Here is a 24,638-nt window from a genome sequence, read left to right as displayed (position 1 = left end):
TATTATAACTTATTTTAAGCGGCTTTGCGCCCTGCGAAATACCGTTTGGCAACGCCAATCACTGCTGGAAGTAAGGATACAGCAACGATTGCTAGCATGACGAGTTCAAAGTTTTTCTTGATGAAAGGTACTTGTCCAAAGAGGAAACCTGCCCCTAAAGCGACGATAACCCAAGCAAAACCACCTAAAAAATTATAAAGCACGAATTTTTTATGCGGCATGCGGCTTGTTCCTGCTGTAAAAGGAACAACCGTACGAATGATTGGCATAAAGCGCCCGAGGAAGATAGCCCACGAACCCCATTTAGCAAAGAACTGCTCTGCTTCTTCAATGTACTCTGGCTTTAAAAATTTAGATAGCGTTTTATGTTTTGGAATTACATCTCCAAATTTACGCCCAATTTCATAATTCAGAAGATTGGCCAGAAAAGCTAAACTCCCCATAATCAAAATCAGAAGAGGCATTGATAATTTATCTGGATACATGGCGGCCATCGATCCTACAAAAAAGAGAATTGAATCCCCCGGTAAGAACGGAAAAATAACCAGCCCTGTTTCAATAAAGATGATAGCTCCTAAAAGAACATAGACCCAAACGTGTGCGCCTGGTGCATTCAAAAAACCAGAAATCCAGTCATTGAAGAAGCCAAACATCGAAAGTGTTGTAAACATATTTTTATATTTTCCTTTTGTTATGCTGTTACTGCATTTTTTATTTTACACTAAAAGCTTGCCTTTATCAAATTCTCATTCGTCTATTTTTTTAGACAAAATTATTATTTTTATTTATTCGGACTGTTTTTCATGTCACATTTTATGACACAATTTATTTTTTTCAGCCTTGTTTTATGGTATACTGACAAGTATATAATTGTTTATATAATTAATGAAACTTAGGAGAAATAATGAAATGAAGAAATTATTCCTTACATTATCTTTAATATTCGCCACGATTACTGGAATGTCCTTTGCAACTGCTCATAATGTTAGCGCTCAGGAAACCGTACGTATCGCGAGTGATAATGCTTATGCCCCTTTTGAATTCCAAGATTCAGATAAAAATTGGGTAGGTATCGATGTCGATATCATGAAGGAAGTCGCTAAAATCAATGACTGGAAGCTTGAGATGTCTTTCCCTGGATTTGATGCTGCTCTTCAAAACTTAAAAGCTGGAAAAGCTGATGCGGTCATCGCTGGGATGACGATCACAGACGAACGTAAACAAGTTTTTGATGTTTCAGATCCTTATTATACTTCAGCCATTACTTTAGCTACAACAAAGTCTTCTACACTTAAGAGCTATGATGAACTTAAAGGCAAAGCTGTTGGTGCTAAAAAAGGAACAGCTTCATATGACTGGTTGCAAAAAAACCAAGATAAATACGGCTATACAATCAAAACTTACTCTGACGGTGTTCACATGTTTGCCTCACTGGCTGCAGGAAACATCGTAGGTGCGATGGATGAAGCTCCTGTCATCTCTTATGCCATCAATCAAGGGCAAGACTTGGCAATCAATCTTCCTTCCTTCTCACTTCCTGGGGGTTACGGTTTTGCTGTAATGAAAGGTGAAAATTCTAAACTCATCGATGGTTTCAACAAAGCTTTGACTCAAATGAAAGCCAATGGCGAGTATGACAAAATCGTTCAAAAATATACTGGTGGTAAGAAAGCAACTCCTAAAAAAGATGTTTACACTATTGCCTCAGATAATAGCTTCGCCCCATTTGAATTCCAAAACACAGATAAAAAATTCACAGGTATTGATGTAGACTTACTTAATGCTATTGCTAAGCAACAAGGCTTCAAAATCAAATGGAACCACGTTGGTTTCCAACCTGCGGTAGATGCAGTTCAAGCAGGACATGCTGACGCTATGATGGCGGGTATGTCAATCACTGATGCACGTAAAAAAGTCTTTGACTTTGGTGATGCCTATTATGATTCGAATTTGACACTTGCTGTTTCTAAGTCAAATGAAGACATCAAGAAATGGGAAGACCTAAAAGGAAAACAAGTTGGTGCCAAGAACGGGACAGCTTCTTATGACTATTTAACGAAAAACGAAAGCAAATACGGCTATACTTTAAAAACATTTACTGATGCTACTTCAATGTATTCTTCATTGAACAATGGTTCAATTCAAGCCTTTATGGACGATGAGCCTGTAGTAAAATATGCCATTAAACAAGGACAAGAATTTAAAACTCCTTTTGAAGGTATCCCAACTGGTCAGTACGGTTTTGCTGTGAAAAAAGGAACGAACCCAGAGCTTATCGAAATGTTTAACAACGGTCTTTCTTCACTACGTGCTAGCGGTCAATATCAAGAAATTGTTGATAAATATTTAGCTTCAAAAACTGAATCAGCAACAGAGTCAGATACGGAAAGTACAATGCTTGGCATCTTGAAAAACAACTGGAAACAGTTAGGTAAAGGTCTCTGGATCACTATCCAATTGGCTTTAGTTTCCTTTGTTTTAGCAATGATTGTCGGTGTAATCTTCGGCCTTTTCTCAGCAAGTCCATCACCAGCTCTCCGTACAATTTCACGTATTTATGTCGATCTTAACCGTTCAATTCCTCTTTTGGTATTAACAATTTTCATTTTCTATGGTATCCCAAATATGTTGCAACTCCTCACAGGTCATCAAAGTCCTTTGAATGAGTTTACAGCCGGTGTTATTGCCTTAACTCTTAACGAATCAGCCTACATTGCTGAAATCGTTCGAGGCGGTATTGCTGCTGTTCCAACTGGCCAAATGGAGGCCAGCCGCTCTCTTGGTATTCCTTATGTGAAAACAATGCGAAAAGTAATCTTGCCACAAGCTGTTAAGATTACCATTCCTAGCTTGATTAACCAATTTATTATTACGCTGAAAGATACAACCTTGGTATCTGTTATCGGATTGGTTGAACTCTTGCAAGCAGGTCAAATTATCGTTGCACGTAACTTCCAAGCTTTCCGTGTCTACGGTTTGATTGGTTTGATTTACATGGTTGTGCTGCTTCTCTTAATGTGGGCAGGACGTCGCATCGAACAAAAAATGAAATAAGGAGATTAAAGATATGTCTGTACAAATCGAAGTTACTGATCTTCACAAAACATATGGTAAAAACGAGGTTCTCAAAGGAATCTCTGCAAAATTTAACAAAGGAGATGTTGTTTGTATTATTGGTCCTTCAGGTTCTGGTAAATCAACATTCCTTCGTACACTAAATGGTTTAGAAGACGCAACAAGTGGCGATGTTATTATCAATGGGTACAACCTTACAGATAAAAACACTGATATTAACTTGGTTCGCCAACATGTCGGAATGGTTTTCCAACACTTCAACCTCTTTCCTAACATGACCGTTTTAGAAAATATTATGTATGCGCCCGTTGAGCTTAAAAAGCTTACAAAAACTGAAGCAAAAGAAAAAGCTCTGCGCTTGCTTGAAGCTGTTGGTCTAGAAGAGAAAAAAGATACAATGCCTGAGATGCTTTCAGGTGGTCAAAAACAACGTGTAGCCATTGCCCGTGCCTTGGCTATGGACCCTGATGTTATGCTCTTTGATGAGCCAACTTCAGCACTTGACCCTGAGATGGTTGGGGATGTTCTTGACCTGATGCGTCGTATCGCAGACGATGGCATGACAATGCTTATCGTAACACACGAGATGGGCTTTGCACGTAAAGTTGCTAACCGTGTCATGTTTACAGATGCTGGTGTTATCCTTGAAGATGGTAAACCAGAAGACCTCTTTGAAAACCCTCAGCATCCACGTTTACAAGACTTCTTATCTAAAGTATTGAATGCGTAAAGCCAAAAACGTTTGTCTCTTTAAAAGAAACAAACGTTTTTCTTTTTCTGCAAGATAATATAATAAAACTGAAAGGATATCCCCTTTCAGTTTTATTATTGAGTTGCGGTAATTTCAGTTGTATTTTCTGAGTTCTTCTTATTTCCTTCAGGATTTTTTAGGTCAGCCAGATAATCTTCTTTTGGCTTTGCATAAATTCCTGCTTCCATATCAATCACTTGTGGCGCTTGAAGTTGCTTCGCAATACTTGGATAGTAAGGAACCTTCTCGGTAATTTGACTGAGAGAAACACGTACTTGATTACCATCTGACATATCCAAAGCGATAAAGTCTTTAGTTGCTTTAGTCGGTGTTTTCGTAACCGTCGTAATCAAACCACGTATTTCAGGCTTCAATTTCATATAGGCTGTAATAAACTTTTCGACTTCTTCATCGGAAAAGTTTTTTAGTACCGGAAGTTTCGAAAGTTTATCCTTAGCTGTTTCTTGATCCTTGAGGATATGACCACTTTCTAACACTTGGTAAGTTTTACCCTTTTGTTCTACATAAGCAACTTTTTCGAACTCCGTGACTTTAGCCTCGATATTATTGGGAAAACTTACGTGTAAGTTGACAGATTTAACACGTGGAAATTGTTGAACAATACTGTTTTCAATAGCTCTTTTATTTCTGAGCACACCATAAATCCTATCCGTTGGCTTCAAACGTGAAGCCTGTACGATAGATTCAAAAGACTCATTTTTATTACCTGAAACCGTAAACGTCCCAATTTTGCTTATCGGGGACACCGCGTAAATCGAAGTTAAAAACAATAAGATTGCCAAGAATAAGACGGGCCACATCTTTTTGAACACTTCGAAACTTCCTTCAAAAAAAGAATGTTCCGGTTCTTGTTCTTCAAAATCCTCAACAAAATCATCTGAGTATCCTTGCTCAGACTCTTCTGCTTCTACAAAAGATTCTTGTTGCTCGATTTCTTCCTGAACTTCAGGAGAATCTGCTTCAATATCTTCTTTTTTCTTAAAAAACTTCCGTTTTTTGGGTTCTTCAGACTTCTCTTGATTTTCAGCTGCTTTGCGGCGCTGATATTCAAGATGTTTCTTTTGCCAAGGCGTAAGGTTTTCTTCACTCATTATTTTTTAATTTCTTTCACAAGTTGATATAGTCGATCGCTAGCATCAGGTACTCCTGCTTTTTCACTGGCTACAGACATAGCTTGGTAAAGCTCTTCGTCAGAAAAGATTTCAGAAATGCTGGCAAGCATTGTATCTGCTGTAAGATTGACATCTTTAATCATCTTAGCAGCACCGATATCTACAAGAGCTTGAGCATTCTTTGTTTGATGGTCTGCTGTGACATTTGGACTAGGCACAAAAATCGTTGGCAAACCAAGTGCAGTAATTTCAGCAATCGTTGTCGCACCTGCTCGACATAATATTAAATCTGATGACGCAAGAACTTCGAGCATATTTGAAATATATGGACGGATAGCTATATTTGCAGCATCGGCATATTTTGCAAACTCTTCATGATCTTCATCAAAGTAGATTTGTCCTGAGGCATAGACGATTTGGTAATCCGCTTCTGCAAACTTTGGTAGAGCAGCTTTTACCGCCTCGTTAATTGTTTGAGCGCCTCGTGACCCTCCAAAAATAACTACCGTTTTCTTACTTTTTTGAAGTTGATATTCTGTTTCCAGAATATCGGTAGCTTTTAAAGTTGCAACTTCCTGAGCACGTGGATTACCAGCAAAAACTGTTTTGGATTCTGGGAAGAAGGGCTTGGCTGCTTCAAAGGCGACCGCAACTTTGTCCACATATTTACTCAAGAACTTATTTGTAATTCCTGGAATTGAATTTTGTTCATGAACGATAGTCGGCACATTGAGCTTAGCTGCTGCGTAAAGTACCGGTCCAGCCACATAGCCTCCTGTTCCAATAACCACATCAGGTTTAAAATCCTTAACAATTTTCTTCGCATCTGATGTAGATTTCAGGAACTTGTAGATTGTCTTAAAGTTATTTAAAGAAAGGCTACGACGAAAACCTTGTACATCCACAGTTTTAAAGGGCACGCCTGCGGCAGGCACAATCTTACTCTCCAAGCCGCGTTCTGTACCTACATAGAGGATCTCCGAGTCTGGCTCTATAGTTTTCAGATGCTTTATAAAGGCCAGCGCAGGATAGATATGACCTCCCGTTCCGCCTCCAGTTACAATAATTTTCATACTATTTCCATTCACCTTTCAATTCTTCGAAAGCTTTAATAAACATATCCCCACGTTCTTCAAAGGTCTTGTACTGATCCCAGCTGGCACAAGCAGGACTAAGTAAAATAGTGTCCCCCTCTTCCGTCTTATTAAAGATTGCTTTAAGAGCTGTTGCGACATTTTCACTGTGGAGTGTTGGAATCTGCAAGCGATCTGCAAGCTCTTGCAGCTTTGGTGCAGTCTCCCCAAAAAGAACCATACCTTTAATCCCTGTTACAGAATCCGCGAGGTCTTCAAAGCCATTTCCACGGTCTAGTCCGCCAGCTAAGAGCCATAAGCGACTATTTTCAAAACCTGACAAAGCTTTTTCTGTTGCCAGTATATTTGTGGCCTTGCTATCATTGTAGACTTTACGTCCTGCAAGTTCACCAAGATACTGCAAGCGATGTTTCACACCCGAAAAGCTTGTCAGCACTTCAATAATTGCATGATTTTTAGCACCCGAAAGCTTGGCAACAGCTATTGCTGCCAGAGCATTCTCTAAATTATGTTCCCCAGGCAAAGCTAGGTCATCTGCATCCATGATGAATTCATCACGAAAATAAAGTTTACCTTCCAGCGCATAAGCACCATCAACTTTATTTTCAGTTGCAAATGGCACAACTCGAGCTGCTGTGTGCTCTGCTAGAGCACGACATTTTTCCTGATTAAAGTTGAGAATAAGGTATTGCTCGGAAGTTAAGTTTTCTTGAATCCGCCATTTGGCAGCTTCATAAGCTTCTTGAGAGCCATGGTAATCTAAATGCGATGAAAAGATATTGGTAATGAGAGCGATTTGAGGCTTGAAATCTACAATTCCCATCAGTTGAAAACTTGAGAGTTCCATCACCAAAGTATCTTGAGCACTCGCATGGGCAGCTACTTCAGAGGCGGGAAAACCAATATTTCCTGCTAATTTTGCAGACTGACCATCCGCATTTAAAATATCTGCTATCAGCGTTGTTGTTGTTGTCTTACCATTGGTTCCAGTAATCCCAATAATTGGAGCTTCCGAAACAAGATAAGCAAGTTCAACTTCTGTAACAATTGGAATCTTTTTATCCAATGCTTTCTTTATCATTGGGTTATCATAACGAATACCTGGATTTTTTACCATAAAATCAAAATCTTCGTCTAAAAGTTCAAGGGGATGGCTACCACAGATAACTTCAATGCCTTCTTCCAAGAGGGCTTGCGCGGCAGGGTTTTCTTCAAAAGCCTTTCCGTCATTTACAGTTACGTGTGCACCTAGAGTATGAAGCAAGCGTGCTGCAGCTTCTCCTGATTTTGCTAATCCGAGGATGAGTACTTTTTTTTCTTCAAAAGTTTTGATTTTTTTCATTGTTCCTATTCTTTCTACTTCCCTCTATTTTACCGCTATTTACCTATTTTTTCAATATAGAGTTTGTATTTGAAAGTTTTACTGTGAAAATAAGAGGTCTTTTGCAAAGAAAAAAAGAGCATAAGCTTGCTCTTTTTATTTAAGCTTTCAAGAAGCGTGAAAGGAAAGCGCGCGTCCGTTCTTCTTTCGGAGCTCCGAAGATTTCCGCTGGCCGTCCTTCTTCAGCAATAACCCCTTTATCCATGAAAATTACACGATCACTTACATCACGCGCGAATTCCATTTCATGTGTAACGATAACCATTGTTAAGCCTGTTTCAGCCAGTCCTTTCATTGTCTGTAAGACTTCGCCTACCATTTCGGGATCAAGCGCTGAAGTCGGCTCGTCAAATAATATCACATCTGGATTCATAGAAATTGCACGAGCAATCGCCACACGTTGTTTTTGTCCGCCGGAGAGTTGTGCAGGTTTGGCATTAGCAAAGCTTGCCATGCCCACTTTTTCCAGATTCTCGAGCGCAATAGTCCGAGCTTCTTCTTGGCTTTTTTTCAATACTGTAACTTGCCCAGCCATAACATTTTCGATAACATTCATATTGTTAAACAAGTTGAAGCTTTGGAAAACCATGCCCAGATGCGTGCGATATTTAGGAATATCGAAGCCTTTTGCTAAAACATTTTCACCTTTATAAATTATTTCTCCACCAGATGGCTTCTCCAATAAATTGATTGAACGAAGTAATGTCGATTTACCACTTCCAGATGAACCAATAATCGAAATAACTTCGCCTTGATTTACCGTTAAGTGAATGTCTTTTAACACTTCATTACTGCCAAATGATTTTTTTAAATGATTGATTTCTAAGATTGCTGTCATTTAAGCGTCCCCCGGTTCTTGTACTTGCATTTGATTTTGGATTGGGACGTAAGCGTCTGGTCCATCCATTTTTCTTTCTACAAAGCGTAGAATACGTGTTACTGTAAATGTTAAGACAAAGTAAATTGCACAGATGACAGCAAAGGTTTGGAAATACATAAAGTTTTGTTGCGCCACTGTTGTTCCTTGGAAAAAGAGCTCAGTTACTGAAATTACAGATAAGACTGATGTATCTTTGATATTAATGACAAATTCATTTCCTGTTGCTGGAAGAATATTTCGCAAGACTTGTGGTAAAACAACCTTGCGCATAGTTTGCCCATGCGTCATTCCGATAGCTTGCGCGGCTTCAAATTGCCCTTGATCCACAGAGAAAATACCGCCACGTACAATCTCCGACATATAAGCACCTGTATTGATGGACACAATAATTAGCGCAGCTAAGGTCCGATCCAAACTCAAGCCAAAAGCTAGAGCTGTTCCATAGTAAAGCACCATTGCTTGAACAATCATTGGTGTACCACGGAAAATTTCAATATAAGCTGAAATAAGCCAGCCAAATACTTTATGTAAAAAGGCTAAAAATTTATTACTAATTTCTGGAATAGTACGATAAACGCCAATAAGAAGACCTAAAACCGTACCAATAATCGTACCAATCAAAGAGATGAATAAGGTCATCCCTGTACCATTAAGAAACTGTTTGCCGTTATCTCTTACAATACTGATAATTTGATCATACCAAGCGCCTTGTGTTTTAGCTTCTGGTTGAGCAGCAATCATTTCATCCATCAGTTCTTTTTGGTCTTGAGGTGTAAAACCTGTCAAAAAGCTATTAATTACAGGTAAGTTGGGATCATTTTTACGTAAACCTACTGCGACTGTTGTATCATCAGAGTTTGTGACAAAACCTTTTCCTTCGCCAAATTCAATCATTTTGAAGTCTGGATTTGCTTTCTCTGCTGTCACTCCTTCGGGACGTTCAGCTACATAACCATCGATGGCTTCACTTTGTAAAGCCACACGCATGCTTGAAAAATCTTTCATTGCTGTTTGCTTGTTAACACTTTCAATCTGGTCAATCATGTTATAGTGAAAAGTTCCCAGCTGAGCAGTGATTTTTGCACCAGAGAAGTCTGCTAAACTCGATGCTTGAGCAAAGGGACCGCCACTTTTGACCATCATTACAAGGTTAGATGTGTAATACGGTTCTGAAAAGGCGATTTGTTCTCTACGTTCCGCAGTTGGCGACATTCCTGCAATAATGCCATCGATTTTTCCGGATTTTAGAGCTGGCAGCAAGCCATCCCAACTTGATTTGACGATTACTAATTCTTTATTTAACTTATCAGCAAGTTTTTTTGCAACTTGTACATCGTAACCATTAGCCCATTGACCATCTACACCATCAATAGGGACAGCACCGTTGCTATCATCATATTGTGTCCAGTTAAAAGGGGCATATGCAGCTTCCATTCCGACACGGAACTGTTCTGCACTCACTTTTGAACTACCGATAAATAATACCGTAAACAACGTCGCGACAAGTAAGAATAAGTTTGTTCTTCTCATAATACTCTCTCTTTCATTTTTCCAAATAAAAAGCAACCTTTACACAGAGAGGTTGCTAAACGTTGTACGTGATTCATATTATCAGTAAGTAACGAATAGCACTCCGCAAAACTGCGACAGTTCAGCAAGTATCCCTTGCTGCCCCAACAAACTCACTTGGACGAGTGAATTCATTTCGGCAATGTCTCCTCCGTTTTACTTCAACGCTTGTCCAGCTCAGTAAAACTTCCTATTCATTGCGACCTCTATCATTTTATTTGTATATTGTATTTTAAATCTTAACCTTTTTTTAAACGAATGTCAACAATTTTCTCGAATTATCAAAAAACTCAAGAAATAAGATTAAGATTAAAAGCCCAATAAGTACTTTTATATAATCACTAGATTTTTTATGTTTATTTAATCTTAGGAATTTTTAAAGTAAATTTCGATCCTTCGCCTACAATGGAAGTCACACTGACATCCCCGTCATAGTTTTCCACTATGCGTTGGATAATAGACAGACCAAGACCTGTTCCACCTATATCTCGATTTCGTGCTTTATCGGCACGGAAAAAGCGCTCAAAGACATGTTTTAAATCTTCTTGACTAATGCCATAGCCACGATCCTCAACTGTTGTAATAATGTATTTGTCATCTTCTTCTAGATGGATTTTCACTTCTTGGCGATCTTTAGGCGAGTATTTTATCGCATTATCAATCAAAATTTTTAAGCCTTGTTCATAATGGTTGGGATAAATATGAGCCAAACTACCCGGCGTCAAGTAATTCTCAACAGTTAAATTTAAATCAGGATGAATAAGGAGAAAGTTTTTCTTAAGAAAATTAGAAACTTCTGTTGGATCACAGATCAGATCTTCATCTTGAAAATCAATGCTTTCAAGACGGGCCAATGCAAGCATCTCCTCTAACATCGTTCTCATCGTGCTAACTTCTTCTATACTGGCCTGTAAAGACTCCTCAAGCACTTCAGGATCATTTTTCCCCCATCGATTCAAGAGATTCAAATGACCATCTAAAACTGCAAGTGGCGTACGTAGCTCGTGACTGACATCAGAAACAAAACGTTTCTGCTGATCAACGTAATCGTTAAGCTTAATCATCATGTCGTTATAAACAGTCGCCAGTTCTTCAATTTCATCGCCTGTTTGAATCACTACAGGTTTGAAATCCGCCTTCAAATTATTGGCACGTGTAGTAATCGCATCGTGCAAACGCTCTAGAGGCTTGATATAGCGACTTGCCATAAAATAACCGACAAACTGAGCAATAAAGAGAGCAATAATTTCTAAGATAATCAGGGCAATCAGCAGCTTTGTTCGCACGCTGTAATAATAACTCATATCATAGAAAGCCTGCACATAGCCAATCAGTTTCCCTGTTTTCTTAGAATGAACGGGTCGTTCAACCAAATAACCAGAATATTCACCAAATGTACGTACAGCATGAGTAGAATCCCCCACATCTTTCCTTAGCGGGAAACCATACGAATTGGTCGAATAAATCAAATTTTCACCGACATCAAAGACATAAAAAGACTTCCTAGAACCAATCATACTTCCAAGTGTTTCTAGCTCATTTTCTTTTCCCTGACTGGATGCTGTGTAGTCTTTGGCATAAGCCAAATAATTCGCAAGATTGTCCTCCGACAGTTTGCTTTCCGATTGGGACAAACTTTGCTCAACATTGTCCAGAGCTTTCATCATGTCCTCTTTTTCAGAATTGATGAAGGTTGTTATGGTCAGTTGATAAACTAATACTGTAAAAATAGTGAAGGTTATAAAACAAAAAATCGTATTTGCAAAGGCCCAACGTAGCATGATGCTTCGCTTACGCTCGGGCAGATTTTCTGCTTTTTTCTTCTTCGAATCAAAAAATTTTACCATGTCGCATTTTTCTATTTCTTTACATCGCCATAAAAGGAATAAATCTAGTGGCAAAACCACTAGAAATCTTCTTATATATTCCCTATATTATTTGCGGTCACGCATGACATATCCCATACCACGAACCGTTTGAATATAACTTTCGCGGCCTTCCACGTCAATTTTGTTACGCAAATAGCGGATATAAACGTCAACAACGTTTGTTTCTGTACCTTCTTCGTAACCCCATACTTCAGAAACCAAGTATTCGCGTGTTACGACATCACCCACATTTTGCATCAGGGTCAAAAGCAAATCGTATTCACGACGTGTAAGGTCAATAACTTTTTTTCCGCGATGTACAGTGCGGTTTGTTTTATCAATTACCAAATCACGGAATGAAGTATTGTCTGATTTTTCAATCGTGTGGATATGGTCTTCACGACGGAAGAGTGAACGGACACGCGCTAACAATTCTTCAATTGCGAATGGTTTTGTAATATAGTCATCCGCTCCAATATCAAGACCTGCTACACGGTCCATAGTTGAATCACGTGCAGTCATCATAATAATATGTGTATCTTTTTCACGGCGTAAGCGTCGTGCAACTTCAAAGCCATCCAGCTCTGGGAGCATTAAGTCGAGCAAAATCAAATCATAATCTTTTGACATTGCTTCTTCAAGACCTTTACGACCATTGTCTTGAACCGCAGTTTGATATCCTTCGTGTTCAAGCTCAAGTGAAACAAATCTCGCAATGTTTTTATCGTCTTCGATAATCAAAATACGTTTAGATGAATTCATAGTTTAGCCTCATTAATATCTTTTCTTTTTAATTTTATTTCCTCTATAATGAAATTATAATATAATTGTAATTTTGTTGCAAGTGTTTTATGAGATTTTTCTTAATTTTTTTCTTCGGAAAAGAAATCTGCCAATCCTGCAAAAGGTGATTTATTTTCTTTATCTGCTTCTTCTTCTTTTTGTTTCTGATAGTCTGCTTCAGACAAGACAGACCAGTTCTTGCCAGAAGGTAAACTTGTGGCTCCAGCTTTCTCATCTTCTGCTAAAATTTGCAAGGGAATTTCTAAAAGAATATTATCAGCTACCGATTCTGATAGACTAATCCAATCTGCTTCCAATGTAAATATTATGTCACTGTCCAGTAAATCTTCATTCTTTTTAAGAAACTCATCTGTGGTGAAGGCTTCATTCACAGCGATTGACATAAGATACTCTACTGGCTTCAAGCTCCGTGATGATGGTAAAGTCAAATCCACTTCAAGTGTATAATCCAAGTAATAGATGCCATCGTCATAGGCGATTTGTCCTTGAACATTTACAGGTTTTGCATCAAGGATTTCTTCTGAGCGTTGCTTAAGTTCTTGCGTTAAATCAAGCGCGTCTTCGAATTTAATTATTTTCTTTTTTGATACTTCTAAAATAGACCATTTCATATTTTATTTTTCCTTTATCTTTATAGTGAGTTTAAAAGAAGGCATATTCACGCATGCCTTTAATTTTATATGTGTATACTATCTGTTTCTATTATATGATATTTTTTTTAATTTTTATAGCCCAATGAACTAAAAGATGTTCAGAATTTGCTTACAGTTGGACTTGATTTACCATAGCAAATTAGAGCGATAATAAAAAAGCGCCGAAGCACTTTTTTATTTTCCATATTTCTTGTTGAAACGAGCGATACGTCCGTCCGCTGCTTGGAATTTTTGACGGCCAGTGTAGAATGGATGTGAGTCAGAAGAGATTTCCACACGAATCAATGGATAAGTGTTTCCGTCTTCCCATTCAACAGTTTCTTTCGAACCTTTAGTTGAACCGCTCAAGAATTTAAAACCAGTAGTTGTATCCAAGAACACAACAGGTTGGTAATTAGGATGGATGTCTTTTTTCATTTTGCAAAATTTCCTTTCTGCCTTGGACTGTTTGCCAGACCAAAGTTTGTTAGACCTTAATATTCTAACAGATTTGTTGCTGAAATTCAAGCTTTTTTGTTATTTAAAATACTATTTTTCTTTTTTCAAATAACCGAACATCAAACCAGAAACAAGAGCACCAATCAAAACAAAGAGAAGGTATAAAAGTGGGCCATTTGTTAGAGCTAAGACGAAGATACCCCCGTGTGGTGCCATCAATTTAAGACCTGCCGCACCAACGAGTCCACCTGCTAAGGCTGAACCAACAACAAATGAAGGAATAGCACGTGCTGGGTCAGCAGCACCAAATGGGATGGAACCTTCTGTAATAAATGAAAGTCCCATAACAATATTTGTTAAACCTGATTGACGTTCTTCTTTTGTAAATTTATTTTTGAAGAAGAGGACGGCAACTGTAGTTGCAAGAGGTGGAACCATACCACCAGCCATAACTGCTGCCATAACGACTGAGCCACCAGTAGCAACACTTGCGGCCAATGTTCCTGTACCGAAGATATAAGCAGCTTTGTTAATTGGTCCACCAAGGTCAACTGCCATCATACCACCAACGATAATACCAAGAACTAAAGCTGATGCTCCATTAAGGCTGTTCAAGAAGTTTGAAAGGCCTGTATTGATTGCTGCCATCGGAATATTGATGAAAAGCATGAGCAATCCTGTGATGAATGTCCCTAAAAGTGGGAAAATCAAGATTGCTTTAATCCCATCTAACGATTTAGGCAAGACAGTCAAGAGCTTACGCAAGAGGATAATGACACCACCAGCAATGAAACCACCAACTAAAGCGCCAAGGAAACCTGATGGAATCATTGTAGCTGGATCAAGTTTGCCAAAGGCAAGACCAGAGGCAGCCATTGAACCCGCAACGAAACCTGCAACTAAACCAGGTTTATCTGCAATTGAGTTGGCGATAAAACCAGCTAGGACTGGGAGCATAAAGGCAAAGGCTGCGCCCCCGATATTTTTAAAGTAAGCCGCAATCGGATGATAAGAACCAAGGTTGGCCAATTGATCTTTAGGCACACCCATTGATTGGTCTATCAAGAAGGCAAGAGCAATCAAGATACCACCACCAACAACGAATGGTAACATTGCAGATACACCACCCATAAGGTGTTTGTAGAAGGCTTTACCAATACCGCCAGAGCTTTCTTCTTTTGCCTCATCAGCGGCATCAGCTTCAAATTTTGGTGCATTACCAGAAACTGCCTTATTAATGAGTTCTTCGGGTTGACGAATAGCGGCAGCGACAGGAACTTGCACCATCGGTTTCCCTGCAAAGCGATTCATTTCCACTTTCTTATCCGCTGCAACGATGATACCGTCAGCTTTTTGAATATCTTCAGCAGTCAGCTTGTGGTCAATCCCACGCGCCCCATTTGTTTCAACTTTGATGGCGATGCCCATTTCAGCAGCTTGTTTTTTAAGTGCTTCTTCAGCCATATAAGTGTGTGCAATACCTGTCGTACATGCTGTTACGGCTAAAACATAATGCTCACTATCAGTGACTTGCTCAATTTCTTCTGTATCTTCAGAGAAAAGCTCTAACACTTGACGCGGATATTTTGCTTCTTTTACTTTGTCTGTAAATCCAGCTTGCAAGAGGAACTTAGAAAGTTGTGCTAAAGCTTCCAAGTGTGTGTCATTTGCGCCTTCTGGTGCTGCAATCATGAAGAAAAGATTAACAGGTTGTCCGTCTAGGGCTGCATAATCCACACCTGCATTTGATTTTGCAAACAGGACAACAGCTTCGTCAACCGCTTTATTCTTGCTGTGTGGCATGGCAATACCATCGCCCAAACCAGTTGAAGTTTGCGCTTCACGAGCCATAATTCCAGCTTTAAATGTATCAAAATCACTGACGTAACCTTCTGCGACTAACTTGTTTACCATCTCATCCACGGCAGCTTCTTTAGTCGTTGCTTGAAGGTCCAAAATCATGACTTCTGTTTTGAGTAAATCTTTGATTTCCATAATCTTCCTCTTTTCTAATCTTCGTTTATTTTTTCGATTGTTACTTTTTCAAAGCATTCTTTTAAGAAGCTTTCACTCGGCATGTCTTCTGAGAAGACCTTAGCTGTACCACAGGCAACACCTTGTTTAAAGGCTGCTAAAGTATCCTGACTTCGGCTCCACTCGGCCAGGAAACCTGCAACTGTTGAATCTCCTGCACCGATAGAGTTTTTCAACTCTCCTTTGATTGGAGCGGCAAAATAAGTTTCCTTACCTGTGAAGAGTAAAGCACCATCACCTGCCATAGAAATCATGACATTTTGTGCCCCTTCTGCTAAAAGTTTTTGACCATAAGGGATAATATCTTCTTTGGATTTAAACTTAACAGAATAGATTTCTTCCAACTCTTCACGATTAGGTTTGATGACGAGTGGCTCATATTTCAATGTTTTCAGCAACTTTTGTCCGTCAACATCAATAGCAAACTGTGCGCCTCTGGCTTTTACTTTCTCAATCAAAACTTCATAGAAGTCTTCCCCTAAAGCTTTAGGGATAGTACCAGCAAAAACGACAATGTCATCACTTTGTAGATCGTCAAATTTACTTAGGAAGGCCTGAATTTCAGCATCTGATAAGTCTGGTCCAGCAGCATCAAAGGAGGTTTCCTCTTGCGCATTGACTTTGATTTTTGTATTAATACGTGTTGTTCCTGCAATTGGAGTAAAATCGGACTGACTTCCGATATTTTCAAGATAATCTTGAATGAATTTCCCAGGGAAGCCACCAAGAAAACCAAGAGCCGTATTTTCTACCTTTAAAAGGGACATCATGCGACTTTCAACAATCCCTTTACCACCAGGAAGCATACGCGTTTCTGTCGCTCGGTTGACTTGTCCAAGTTTAGCCTGATCAAAATCCATGAAATAATCTAATGCTGGATTTAGTGTTACTGTGTATATCATAATTTCTCCGTTATAAGTTTTATTTGGTCACTTTCTGCAAACTTAACAAAGCTTGTTTGACCGATTTTACTACTGTCCAGGAGGAGATAGCTTGTCCGGCTTTGACGAATGGCCTGTGTCTTAATCGCTGCTTCTTCACTGTCCGGTGTCATAGCCCCCAGTTCTTCATCAAAAGCATTGGCTCCGATAAATGCAAGATTAAAACGGTAAGTACTAAGTTGAGCGATGGCCGAACTGCCAATGATGGCATCAGTTTGACGTTTCACTCGACCACCAAGCAAATAAACAATGAGGTTTTCACTGGTTAATTTTGGTAAATGGCTAATCGAATTGGTCACGATAGTGACACGCTTGCCCGACTGATTAAGCAAATGGCAAAGTGGCGCAACTGTAGTTCCAGCATCCAAGTAAATAATGTCGCCTTCTTTTATCTTTTCAAAAGCTATAGCTGCGATTTTTTCTTTTTCTTGAACGTTTTTGGAAGATTTCTCAAAGATAGATAACTCTTCTGAAAGATCTTGTTGGAGTTCTGCGCCTCCATGAACACGACGTAAGGCGTTTTCTTCTTCAAGCTCATTGAGATCTCTCCTTAATGTCGAGACAGAAGCTTGAGTTATTGTTGAAAGTTCTTCTAAAGTCGCTGTTCTTTGCTCTTTGAGCAAGCTCATTATTTTTTCCTTGCGTTCTGTCGCGAGCATATGATCCTCCTCCTGAATTCGTTTACATTTACATTATACACCATTTTCTTTCAAAGTCAATCAAAAACTTCCAAAAACTACAAAAAAAAGAAAGAAATTTATATAGATTTCCTTCATATACTATCCTTAAATAAAAAAAAGAGCCAGGAATTACGCTTCCTTTGCTCTTTAGAGAACCTAGCCTGTTTGCATTTCTTGCTGTTCTATGTCAGTAACTTTTTTACTTGGCTTTTCTAAAAACCTTTGCATCTTATCTTCATCAAAACCGATTTGAAGTTGTTTTTCATCCAACATAAGTGGAACTTTCAATAGAGTAGCATTTTCTTCTAACAGCTCCATAAAATCTTCTAACTTCAAGTCATTGAAATTAAGGTTCAAACGTGTGTAAGCCCGTGTTTCTGTTGCGATAATCTCTTCAACTCCATGTTCAGTTAAAGAAACAATTCGGAGAATTTCCTCAGTCGAAACCAGTTCTTTGAGAAGATCAACTTCGACAAACTTGACTTTATGGGCATAGAGCCAGCTCTCTACTGCTTTCGTCTCCTGATTAGAGGAGATGGTATAAATCTTAAGCATGCCAACCTCCTTTCTATCACATCCAGGTTCTCTTTCCTATTTTCATTATCCTATTTTATAATATTGAAAACAAATAAAATGGTTTTCACAAAAACAAAAAAAGTCGAGAAACAAAGTCTCGAACTTTTTTATTTTATGAACTCACTTTTTATTTAACTTCTTCAAAGTCGCCATCAACAGTATTGTCATCTTTAGGACCTTCTTCTGATCCAGCTTCTTGACCTTCTGCTGCTGCTTGTTCAGCACTTGCTTGTTCGTAAAGTTTTACTGCAAGGTTTTGAGCGATTTCGCTAAGTGCTTCTGATTTAGCTTTGATATCGGCAATATCTTCACCTTCAAGAGCTTTTTTCAACTCTTCTTTAGCATCTTCTGCTTTTTTAACTTCTGCTTCGTCAACTTTACCTTCAAGTTCTTTGATTGTTTTTTCAGTTTGGAAAACAAGAGCATCCGCTTCGTTACGTGTATCAACTTCTTCTTTACGTTTTGCGTCAGCATCAGCATTTGCTTCAGCATCTTTCATCATTTTATCGATTTCTTCGTCAGAAAGACCTGAGTTAGATTTGATAACGATTGTTTGTTCTTTTTGCGTACCCAAATCTTTTGCTTTAACAGATACGATACCGTTTTTGTCGATGTCGAATGTGACTTCGATTTGTGGTACACCACGTGGTGCGGCAGGAATATCTGTCAATTGGAAGCGACCCAATGATTTGTTATCTGCTGCCATTGGACGTTCACCTTGAAGGACGTGGATATCTACTGCTGGTTGATTATCTGCTGCAGTTGAGAAGACTTGTGATTTAGATGTTGGAATTGTTGTATTACGTTCGATAAGTTTTGTAAATACAGAACCCATTGTTTCAATACCAAGTGAAAGTGGAGTTACGTCAAGAAGGACAACGTCTTTAACGTCACCAGTGATGACACCACCTTGGATTGCTGCACCCATAGCAACAACTTCGTCTGGGTTAACAGATTTGTTTGGTGTTTTACCTGTTTCTTTTTGAACAAGATCAACAACTGCTGGGATACGAGTTGAACCACCAACAAGAAGAACTTCATCGATATCAGAAGTTGAAAGACCAGCATCAGAAAGGGCTTGACGTACAGGTTCGCGTGTTGCTTCAACCAATGAAGCAGTCAATTCGTCAAATTTAGCACGTGTAAGTGTCATTTCCAAGTGAAGTGGGCCAGCAGCGCCAGCTGTGATGAACGGCAATGAAATTTGAGTAGAAGTTACACCTGAAAGGTCTTTTTTCGCTTTTTCAGCTGCATCTTTCAAACGTTGAAGGGCCATTTTATCTTGTGAAAGATCAATGCCGTTTTCTTTCTTGAATTCTGCGACCATGTAATCAATGATGGCTTGGTCAAAGTCATCACCACCAAGTTTGTTGTTACCTGCTGTTGACAATACATCGAAGACACCATCACCTAGTTCAAGGATTGAAACGTCAAATGTACCACCACCAAGGTCAAAGACAAGAATTTTTTCATCTTTGTCTTGTTTATCCATACCGTAAGCAAGAGCTGCTGCTGTTGGTTCGTTAACGATACGTTCTACTTCAAGACCAGCGATTTTACCAGCATCTTTTGTTGCTTGACGTTGTGCATCGTTGAAGTATGCTGGGACTGTAATAACTGCTTTTTCAACTTTTTCGCCCAAGTATGCTTCAGCTGTTGCTTTCAAGTTTTGAAGAATCATTGCTGAAATTTCTTGAGGTGTGTACTCTTTACCACCGGCAGAAACTTTTTCACTTGTACCCATTTTAGATTTGATTGAGATGATTGTATCTGGGTTTGTTACGGCTTGGCGTTTTGCAGCATCACCAACTTGAATTTCACCATTTTTAAAAGCAACAACAGATGGTGTTGTGCGATTTCCTTCTGGATTTGGAATAATTTTTGCTTCAGTTCCTTCGAGAACTGCTACTGCTGAGTTTGTTGTACCAAGGTCAATACCAATAATTTTAGACATATGCTTTACCTCTTTTTTTATTTTATTGTTTTTATCTATTCTTATAGTTTAAGGACATTTCGGTCACTTCTTGTTTCTTATTGTGCAACAACGACCATTGCTGGACGAAGGATACGATCATGGATTTGGTAGCCTTTTTGGAAGACTTGAACGACATGATCTGCAGGATGCTCATCATCAGCTGGGACAGTTTGCACAGCCATATGGAAGTTTGGATCAAAGGCTCCGTCTGCTTTGACCTCTGTAACGCCTTCTTCTTTAAGTGCGTTGATCAAGCTTTCTCGTGTCATTTCTAAACCTTTTTTGACATCTTCTGTTAATCCTTCAACAGCAAGTGCACGCTCCAAGTTATCTAAGCTTGGCAAAATCTTTTTCGCCAAATCTTGTGAGCGATATTTCAAGATACTAGAACGTTCTTCGTTGGCACGGCGTTGAATATTTTGGATTTCTGCACTGATACGGAGAAATTTATTTTCCCATTCTTCAGCCTTTGCTACAGCTGCATCAAGCTCAGAAACTTCTTCTTCGACGATATCTTCAAGTGCTTCTTCAGTAATCTCTTCGACAACTTCTTCTTCCTGATCTTTTTTCTTTAATTCTTCTTTATTTTCTTCAGCCATATTGTTTCCTTTTCTTTTAAATAATTTCATATATTAACTTATCTCATAATGGTTACCATCAAGGTAACGATAGTAGTCCATGAGTTTCATACTTAAGACTTTCGCAAGTAAGTCCAGTGTACTCAAGGTTTTCTGATAATCTTGTTCTACAGGACCAATGACTGTCAGCGTTCCTAAACCACGATATGGAATAACAAACTTTTGACTGATCAACGTTAGGTTAGCAAAATAAGACATATTGTCAATGACAACCGAACGCATCTCATCTGTACTTGTTAATTCTCGTATTTCTTGAGCCATACGTGTATCATCGCTTAAAATTTTATAAAGCTCAGAAAGATTGTCTGTGGCAAAATCAAAGACATATTCACGTCCGCTACTTGTCAAATGCTCTGTGAACAAATCTGCAAAGACGGATTCAAAGAGCTCCAAGACATCACCAGTTGTTTTAAAGTAACGCTGTACTATCTGTGGGATATCCGTCCTCAACGCATAATGCACATCAAGAACTTTCTTACCCACTAAACGTTCTTTAATCAACCGTGTAAAGACTTGCAAGTCATGTTCACTCATACTTTTGGGGAGTACAAACTGATTTGTCCGAAGTTCGCCTGTCGCTAAGGTCATCACTGTCAACATCGAGTGATTATCTAAAGTGACAAGTTCAAAGGACTGTAAGACTTGCTCTTTCTGAGGAACATTAAGTACGAAAGAAGTTAAGCCGGTCAATCTTGAGAGAACTTCACTTGCTCTTTCAAATAAATCCGATAAGCGATAAAACTCACCATCAAAGGATTTCATAATTTGAAAAAGATCATTTTGTGTAAATTCTTCCAAGCGCAATACATTTTCTACAAAGTATTTGTAACCTGAAATACTAGGAACACGTCCACTTGACGTATGTTCTTTTTGAATGAGTCCAAGATTTTCCAAGGCTTTCATATCATTTCTGATTGTCGCACTTGATGCTTTAATCTGTTCCAATAAAGCTTTAGAACCAACGGGTGTGTGCTCTTTCGCGTAAAGTGAGACAATCAAATCCAAAATCTGTTGTTGCCGTTCTGTAATCATCTTTATCTCCTTTCTTCGCTTTTAGCACTCACCACCCTCAAGTGCTAACAATATTATTATAACCCTTATCTCCTATCTTGTCAAGCAAAAAAACCAAAAATTAGCACTCTTTTTTATAGAGTGCTAATTTTTGGTTTTTTAAATAAATCCTACTTCTTTAGCAATGAAACGGATGCTAAAGAGACTAACAAGCATGACAGCTAGTGGAAATAATAGCGCTAGATTTTGCTGATGCATAAGATATTGATAGCCCCAATCAACAATTACCAGCACAGCCGCTATCTCTAAAATCCATAATCCCACATTGAAAAAGCGGAGTATGAGTAAGATGAGAAGGAAAACCAAGAGTATTTCTATTATATTTTGCCATTGGGCTACTGGAGCCAGAGTTTTATTGATAAATCCCGTTATTGTGCGGCTTGTATTTTGAAAAACCGTCGTAAAGGTATTGGGTGATGCTAAAAGCCGTTGTGCAATAATCATTAAAGTATAGAGAAATAAGGCAATATTAGCATATAAAATTAAGTAGGCTTTATTCAACATTGTTGTGTGACTCCTTTTAACGCCCTTTATTTTACTGGGGCAATAACTTCAAATATTCTTCAAGTGTAAGGTTGTGTTTTGTCATATATTTGGCATTATCCACACCTACATAACGAAAATGCCAATCCTCATAATCCACACCAGTGGATGCTTTTCCGCCTTCCGGGAAACGAAGTACAAAACCGTACTCAGGCGCAATTTTCTTCACTTGTGCGACTACATCTTCAGGGCTTTGGTTCAAAGCATCTACTGTCGACATATCAACAGCTAAGCCTGTTTGGTGCTCTGAGCTACCTGCAGGCTGTGAATAAGTCTTAACATTAGTTTCAGCTTGCTCACGAGATATAGGTTGCCCTGTGTTATTGACTGATCCTGCAGCACCAACCATTTCATTTTCCACATAAGTATTGAAGAGTTGTTCTTGATAAGCCACTGAGCGATATGCCGAAATCAAGTGTTCTGAGGGATCAATAGCTTGCGCTGCTGCTAAAAATTTAACAAGAGCATCTGCGATACGTTGATCAACCTGCACAGCGCCAACAGTTGTAAGCTCTGGGGAGAGTTCCTCTTTTGGATTTTCCCTGTTTACCAGAACAAGATTCCAGTCAGAACGATGAGCTTCCGGTAAATCAGTTGCCTTACTTTCAGCTGGCGAACTTGAAGATGAAGTTTGTTTTGGTTCAGCCGTTTTTTTCGTGACTTGTGTCTTGAGTTTACTTACAGCAAATACACATAGTCCAATGAAGACCAAGAGAATAATGAAACTTCCGATTACTCTACTTTTTTTGAGTTTTCTTTTTTTAGTTCTTCTTTGCATTTTTTATGATTTCTGCTCCAAGTTTGCGATACTCCATCGATCCGATATCTCCTACTTCAAATTTTCCATTTTCAAAAGTCAGATGTGTCACGGAACCATTATCCAAATTATGCGGACGTTCTTTATCTGGACGAAGCATTTTGATATAGCTTGCAATCGTCATCCCATGACTAACTATGACGATATTTTTCGCTCCCGCTGCTTCTGCTTCAGTTGCCATATCAGAAAAGCCATTCATAATACGTCCAGAGAGTTCTTCCCAAGTTTCCGCCCATCCTGCAGTATCGACTTCATAAATAGCACGCGCTAGTTCTTCATCTGAAGGGAACTTCCCTGTCTCTTGCATACCTTTTTCAGCAAAGATAATAGGAAGAACCCCATCAAAGAGTTCGCCATCATATCCCCCATCAAAAGAACCAAAACACCATTCACGAATACGCTTGTCCATCTTATAAGGAATATCTTTATTCTCGGAGTATTCCAAGATAAAGCCCATCGTTTGTATTGTTCTGCCAGAGTCAGAAGAATAAGCACGATCAAACTTCAACCCTTTAGCTTTGAAGCCCAGCCCCAACTCCATAGCTCCACGTTCACCTTCAGCAGTGAGCGGTGTGTCCGACCAACCTTGGGCTCTGCCGATTGTATTAAACATTGTTTTTCCGTGTCTTACCAAATAAATCTCAACCATGAACTCACCTTATCTTCTATTATATATATCTTTAATTATACTTTATTTCAAAGCAATTGAACAGAGAAAAAAACCTCTTCTTATATAAGAGATTTTCTATCTATAGGCTATTTTTAGCTAAATTTTTTGATTTTTTCTTGAATCTCACGTGCTGAGTCTTTCAATTTATCCGCTTCTTCTTTGCTGATGCTTTCGATAAATCCAGGATAAGCTTGTGCACCATCGCGTCCAACAAGTGCTGGTGTTGACAAATACGCATCAAGTTCAGCATCGTAATGCGAGCAGACCACAGCTGCTTTGGCATCAGATAAAATGAGATTCATTAGACTCACTGAAGCTGCAGCAATAGCAAAGTTCGTATAGCCCTTTCCTTCATATACGACAAAACCGCCATGGCGTGCTGAATCTTCGATTTTTTCAAGATCAAAATTGTTTGTCACTGCTGTTTTTTCAAATGGTACGCCACCAATATTTACTGTTGACCACGCTGCAAATTGCGAATCACCATGTTCACCAAGCATATAGCCGCTCACACTTCTCGCATCTACACCTGCTTCTTCAGCAATATAACGGTGCAAACGAGCCGAATCTAAATATGTTCCTGTTCCAAAAACTTGGTTTTTGGAAAGGTTAAGAGCTTGTGAATAAAGCTGTGCAATCACGTCATTAGGGTTGGTTACGATTAAGAAAACACCATTAAAGCCTGAAGCATTAATTTCATCTGCTACTGCTTTGACCATGGGTGTATTAATTTTCAACTCTTGGAAACGATCTTGGGCATCAAGAGCTTTGATATGGCCCAAAGCAGAAATAACGACTTCTGCATCAGAAAGATCTGGATAATCGCCGACAGTAATCTTTGTATGACTATTGAGTAGGCTAGCTGCATCAAGCATATCAAAAGCTTCAGCTTTAGATTTCGCAGTATTTTTATCAATAAGGACTAATTCATCAACATAGCCTGCTTGAACAATCATTTGAGCAATCATTGCTCCGACATTCCCTAACCCAATTATACCTACTTTACGCATCTGAATCTCCTTTAAATTTTAGAGGATTTCTCCTCAT

23 protein-coding genes and 1 riboswitch are annotated in these 24,638 nt (G+C 38.9%); of the genes, 2 read left to right on the top strand and 21 right to left on the bottom strand.

All coding sequences use genetic code 11. The annotated features are described in order from the left end of the window. Positions 1–14: 14 nt before the first annotated feature. The gene (locus lgb_RS02260) at positions 15–671 is read right to left on the bottom strand and encodes a VTT domain-containing protein (protein ID WP_014024359.1); all 657 of its coding nucleotides are present in this window, start codon (positions 669–671) and stop codon (positions 15–17) included. Between the two features lie 238 nt (positions 672–909). Here lgb_RS02260 and lgb_RS02255 point away from each other — a divergent pair, with 238 nt between their 5' ends. Next, the gene (locus lgb_RS02255) at positions 910–3,054 is read left to right on the top strand and encodes an amino acid ABC transporter substrate-binding protein/permease (protein WP_061413561.1); all 2,145 of its coding nucleotides are present in this window, start codon (positions 910–912) and stop codon (positions 3,052–3,054) included. Positions 3,055–3,067: 13 nt separating this feature from the next. Beyond that, the gene (locus tag lgb_RS02250) at positions 3,068–3,805 is read left to right on the top strand and encodes an amino acid ABC transporter ATP-binding protein (protein ID WP_014024357.1); all 738 of its coding nucleotides are present in this window, start codon (positions 3,068–3,070) and stop codon (positions 3,803–3,805) included. A 95-nt stretch (positions 3,806–3,900) separates the two neighbouring features. Here lgb_RS02250 and lgb_RS02245 read toward each other — a convergent pair whose 3' ends face one another. The 20 genes from lgb_RS02245 to lgb_RS02150 all read right to left on the bottom strand — a co-directional run bounded on the left by lgb_RS02245 (position 3,901) and on the right by lgb_RS02150 (position 24,601). Then, entirely contained in the window at positions 3,901–4,938 is a 1,038-nt protein-coding gene (locus lgb_RS02245) for a cell division protein FtsQ/DivIB (protein WP_019293242.1), read from the bottom strand. Next, entirely contained in the window at positions 4,938–6,032 is a 1,095-nt protein-coding gene (gene murG / locus lgb_RS02240; RefSeq protein ID WP_019293243.1) for an undecaprenyldiphospho-muramoylpentapeptide beta-N-acetylglucosaminyltransferase, read from the bottom strand. The genes lgb_RS02245 and murG overlap by 1 nt, the downstream gene beginning before the upstream one ends. Before the next feature lies 1 nt (position 6,033). Then, positions 6,034–7,395, bottom strand: a complete 1,362-nt coding sequence (gene murD / locus lgb_RS02235) for a UDP-N-acetylmuramoyl-L-alanine--D-glutamate ligase (protein WP_064305289.1) — start codon at positions 7,393–7,395, stop codon at positions 6,034–6,036. Positions 7,396–7,534: 139 nt separating this feature from the next. Further along, entirely contained in the window at positions 7,535–8,272 is a 738-nt protein-coding gene (locus lgb_RS02230; RefSeq protein WP_019292074.1) for an amino acid ABC transporter ATP-binding protein, read from the bottom strand. Beyond that, positions 8,273–9,844 (bottom strand): ABC transporter permease subunit, encoded by a 1,572-nt coding sequence (locus lgb_RS02225; protein ID WP_249663233.1) that lies wholly within the window; start codon positions 9,842–9,844, stop codon positions 8,273–8,275. Between the two features lie 88 nt (positions 9,845–9,932). Then, a riboswitch (Lysine riboswitch) is annotated at positions 9,933–10,100 on the bottom strand. 139 nt (positions 10,101–10,239) lie between these two features. Further along, complete coding sequence (locus lgb_RS02220) at positions 10,240–11,730, bottom strand: HAMP domain-containing histidine kinase (protein ID WP_019293246.1); 1,491 nt, start codon at positions 11,728–11,730, stop codon at positions 10,240–10,242. 87 nt (positions 11,731–11,817) lie between these two features. Continuing rightward, positions 11,818–12,513 carry a response regulator transcription factor gene (locus lgb_RS02215; protein WP_019292077.1) on the bottom strand — a complete coding sequence of 232 codons (696 nt, stop codon included), beginning with the start codon at positions 12,511–12,513 and terminating at the stop codon, positions 11,818–11,820. 101 nt (positions 12,514–12,614) lie between these two features. Continuing rightward, the gene (locus lgb_RS02210) at positions 12,615–13,166 is read right to left on the bottom strand and encodes a YceD family protein (RefSeq protein ID WP_019293247.1); all 552 of its coding nucleotides are present in this window, start codon (positions 13,164–13,166) and stop codon (positions 12,615–12,617) included. A 216-nt stretch (positions 13,167–13,382) separates the two neighbouring features. Continuing rightward, positions 13,383–13,625, bottom strand: coding sequence for a type B 50S ribosomal protein L31 (locus tag lgb_RS02205; RefSeq protein ID WP_003135050.1), 243 nt, complete (start codon positions 13,623–13,625; stop codon positions 13,383–13,385). Positions 13,626–13,736: 111 nt separating this feature from the next. Beyond that, complete coding sequence (locus lgb_RS02200; protein ID WP_019293248.1) at positions 13,737–15,641, bottom strand: PTS fructose transporter subunit IIABC; 1,905 nt, start codon at positions 15,639–15,641, stop codon at positions 13,737–13,739. 14 nt (positions 15,642–15,655) lie between these two features. Then, positions 15,656–16,582 (bottom strand): 1-phosphofructokinase, encoded by a 927-nt coding sequence (pfkB, locus tag lgb_RS02195; RefSeq protein ID WP_019292080.1) that lies wholly within the window; start codon positions 16,580–16,582, stop codon positions 15,656–15,658. Beyond that, positions 16,579–17,280 (bottom strand): DeoR/GlpR family DNA-binding transcription regulator, encoded by a 702-nt coding sequence (locus lgb_RS02190; RefSeq protein ID WP_019293249.1) that lies wholly within the window; start codon positions 17,278–17,280, stop codon positions 16,579–16,581. The genes pfkB and lgb_RS02190 overlap by 4 nt, the downstream gene beginning before the upstream one ends. Positions 17,281–17,457: 177 nt before the next feature. Next, complete coding sequence (locus lgb_RS02185) at positions 17,458–17,856, bottom strand: Spx/MgsR family RNA polymerase-binding regulatory protein (protein ID WP_019293250.1); 399 nt, start codon at positions 17,854–17,856, stop codon at positions 17,458–17,460. 148 nt (positions 17,857–18,004) lie between these two features. Next, complete coding sequence (gene dnaK / locus lgb_RS02180; RefSeq protein ID WP_004259123.1) at positions 18,005–19,831, bottom strand: molecular chaperone DnaK; 1,827 nt, start codon at positions 19,829–19,831, stop codon at positions 18,005–18,007. Between the two features lie 77 nt (positions 19,832–19,908). Further along, positions 19,909–20,481 carry a nucleotide exchange factor GrpE gene (gene grpE, locus lgb_RS02175; RefSeq protein WP_255538669.1) on the bottom strand — a complete coding sequence of 191 codons (573 nt, stop codon included), beginning with the start codon at positions 20,479–20,481 and terminating at the stop codon, positions 19,909–19,911. A 3-nt stretch (positions 20,482–20,484) separates the two neighbouring features. Then, positions 20,485–21,522 (bottom strand): heat-inducible transcriptional repressor HrcA, encoded by a 1,038-nt coding sequence (hrcA, locus tag lgb_RS02170; protein WP_017368864.1) that lies wholly within the window; start codon positions 21,520–21,522, stop codon positions 20,485–20,487. Between the two features lie 138 nt (positions 21,523–21,660). Next, a complete protein-coding gene (locus tag lgb_RS02165) occupies positions 21,661–22,065 on the bottom strand; it encodes a hypothetical protein (RefSeq protein ID WP_019293617.1) in 405 nt (134 codons plus the stop codon). Between the two features lie 31 nt (positions 22,066–22,096). Next, the gene (locus tag lgb_RS02160; protein WP_019293618.1) at positions 22,097–22,882 is read right to left on the bottom strand and encodes a M15 family metallopeptidase; all 786 of its coding nucleotides are present in this window, start codon (positions 22,880–22,882) and stop codon (positions 22,097–22,099) included. Then, positions 22,866–23,570 (bottom strand): histidine phosphatase family protein, encoded by a 705-nt coding sequence (locus lgb_RS02155; protein ID WP_019293619.1) that lies wholly within the window; start codon positions 23,568–23,570, stop codon positions 22,866–22,868. The genes lgb_RS02160 and lgb_RS02155 overlap by 17 nt, the downstream gene beginning before the upstream one ends. Positions 23,571–23,683: 113 nt before the next feature. Further along, the gene (locus lgb_RS02150) at positions 23,684–24,601 is read right to left on the bottom strand and encodes a lactate/malate family dehydrogenase (RefSeq protein WP_019293620.1); all 918 of its coding nucleotides are present in this window, start codon (positions 24,599–24,601) and stop codon (positions 23,684–23,686) included. Between the last annotated feature and the right edge of the window lie 37 nt (positions 24,602–24,638).

Source organism: Lactococcus petauri (genome assembly GCF_023499275.1).
GTDB lineage: Bacteria > Bacillota > Bacilli > Lactobacillales > Streptococcaceae > Lactococcus > Lactococcus petauri.
This window is presented reverse-complemented; position numbering and strand designations above follow the sequence as displayed.

Bases quoted from the DNA above. Each gene is read 5' to 3' on its own strand.
- lgb_RS02200 (WP_019293248.1), bottom strand. From the start codon at position 15,641: ATGGAAATCAAAGATTTACTCAAAACAGAAGTCATGATTTTGGACCTT.
- lgb_RS02245 (WP_019293242.1), bottom strand. From the start codon at position 4,938: ATGAGTGAAGAAAACCTTACGCCTTGGCAAAAGAAACATCTTGAATAT.
- murG (WP_019293243.1), bottom strand. From the start codon at position 6,032: ATGAAAATTATTGTAACTGGAGGCGGAACGGGAGGTCATATCTATCCT.
- lgb_RS02220 (WP_019293246.1), bottom strand. From the start codon at position 11,730: ATGGTAAAATTTTTTGATTCGAAGAAGAAAAAAGCAGAAAATCTGCCC.
- lgb_RS02210 (WP_019293247.1), bottom strand. From the start codon at position 13,166: ATGAAATGGTCTATTTTAGAAGTATCAAAAAAGAAAATAATTAAATTC.
- grpE (WP_255538669.1), bottom strand. From the start codon at position 20,481: ATGAAATTATTTAAAAGAAAAGGAAACAATATGGCTGAAGAAAATAAA.
- lgb_RS02150 (WP_019293620.1), bottom strand. From the start codon at position 24,601: ATGCGTAAAGTAGGTATAATTGGGTTAGGGAATGTCGGAGCAATGATT.
- murD (WP_064305289.1), bottom strand. From the start codon at position 7,395: ATGAAAAAAATCAAAACTTTTGAAGAAAAAAAAGTACTCATCCTCGGA.
- lgb_RS02190 (WP_019293249.1), bottom strand. From the start codon at position 17,280: ATGCTCGCGACAGAACGCAAGGAAAAAATAATGAGCTTGCTCAAAGAG.
- lgb_RS02155 (WP_019293619.1), bottom strand. From the start codon at position 23,570: ATGGTTGAGATTTATTTGGTAAGACACGGAAAAACAATGTTTAATACA.
- lgb_RS02230 (WP_019292074.1), bottom strand. From the start codon at position 8,272: ATGACAGCAATCTTAGAAATCAATCATTTAAAAAAATCATTTGGCAGT.
- lgb_RS02185 (WP_019293250.1), bottom strand. From the start codon at position 17,856: ATGCTTAAGATTTATACCATCTCCTCTAATCAGGAGACGAAAGCAGTA.
- lgb_RS02205 (WP_003135050.1), bottom strand. From the start codon at position 13,625: ATGAAAAAAGACATCCATCCTAATTACCAACCTGTTGTGTTCTTGGAT.
- lgb_RS02215 (WP_019292077.1), bottom strand. From the start codon at position 12,513: ATGAATTCATCTAAACGTATTTTGATTATCGAAGACGATAAAAACATT.
- lgb_RS02255 (WP_061413561.1), top strand. From the start codon at position 910: ATGAAGAAATTATTCCTTACATTATCTTTAATATTCGCCACGATTACT.
- pfkB (WP_019292080.1), bottom strand. From the start codon at position 16,582: ATGATATACACAGTAACACTAAATCCAGCATTAGATTATTTCATGGAT.
- lgb_RS02250 (WP_014024357.1), top strand. From the start codon at position 3,068: ATGTCTGTACAAATCGAAGTTACTGATCTTCACAAAACATATGGTAAA.
- lgb_RS02260 (WP_014024359.1), bottom strand. From the start codon at position 671: ATGTTTACAACACTTTCGATGTTTGGCTTCTTCAATGACTGGATTTCT.
- lgb_RS02160 (WP_019293618.1), bottom strand. From the start codon at position 22,882: ATGCAAAGAAGAACTAAAAAAAGAAAACTCAAAAAAAGTAGAGTAATC.
- lgb_RS02225 (WP_249663233.1), bottom strand. From the start codon at position 9,844: ATGAGAAGAACAAACTTATTCTTACTTGTCGCGACGTTGTTTACGGTA.
- dnaK (WP_004259123.1), bottom strand. From the start codon at position 19,831: ATGTCTAAAATTATTGGTATTGACCTTGGTACAACAAACTCAGCAGTA.
- hrcA (WP_017368864.1), bottom strand. From the start codon at position 21,522: ATGATTACAGAACGGCAACAACAGATTTTGGATTTGATTGTCTCACTT.
- lgb_RS02165 (WP_019293617.1), bottom strand. From the start codon at position 22,065: ATGTTGAATAAAGCCTACTTAATTTTATATGCTAATATTGCCTTATTT.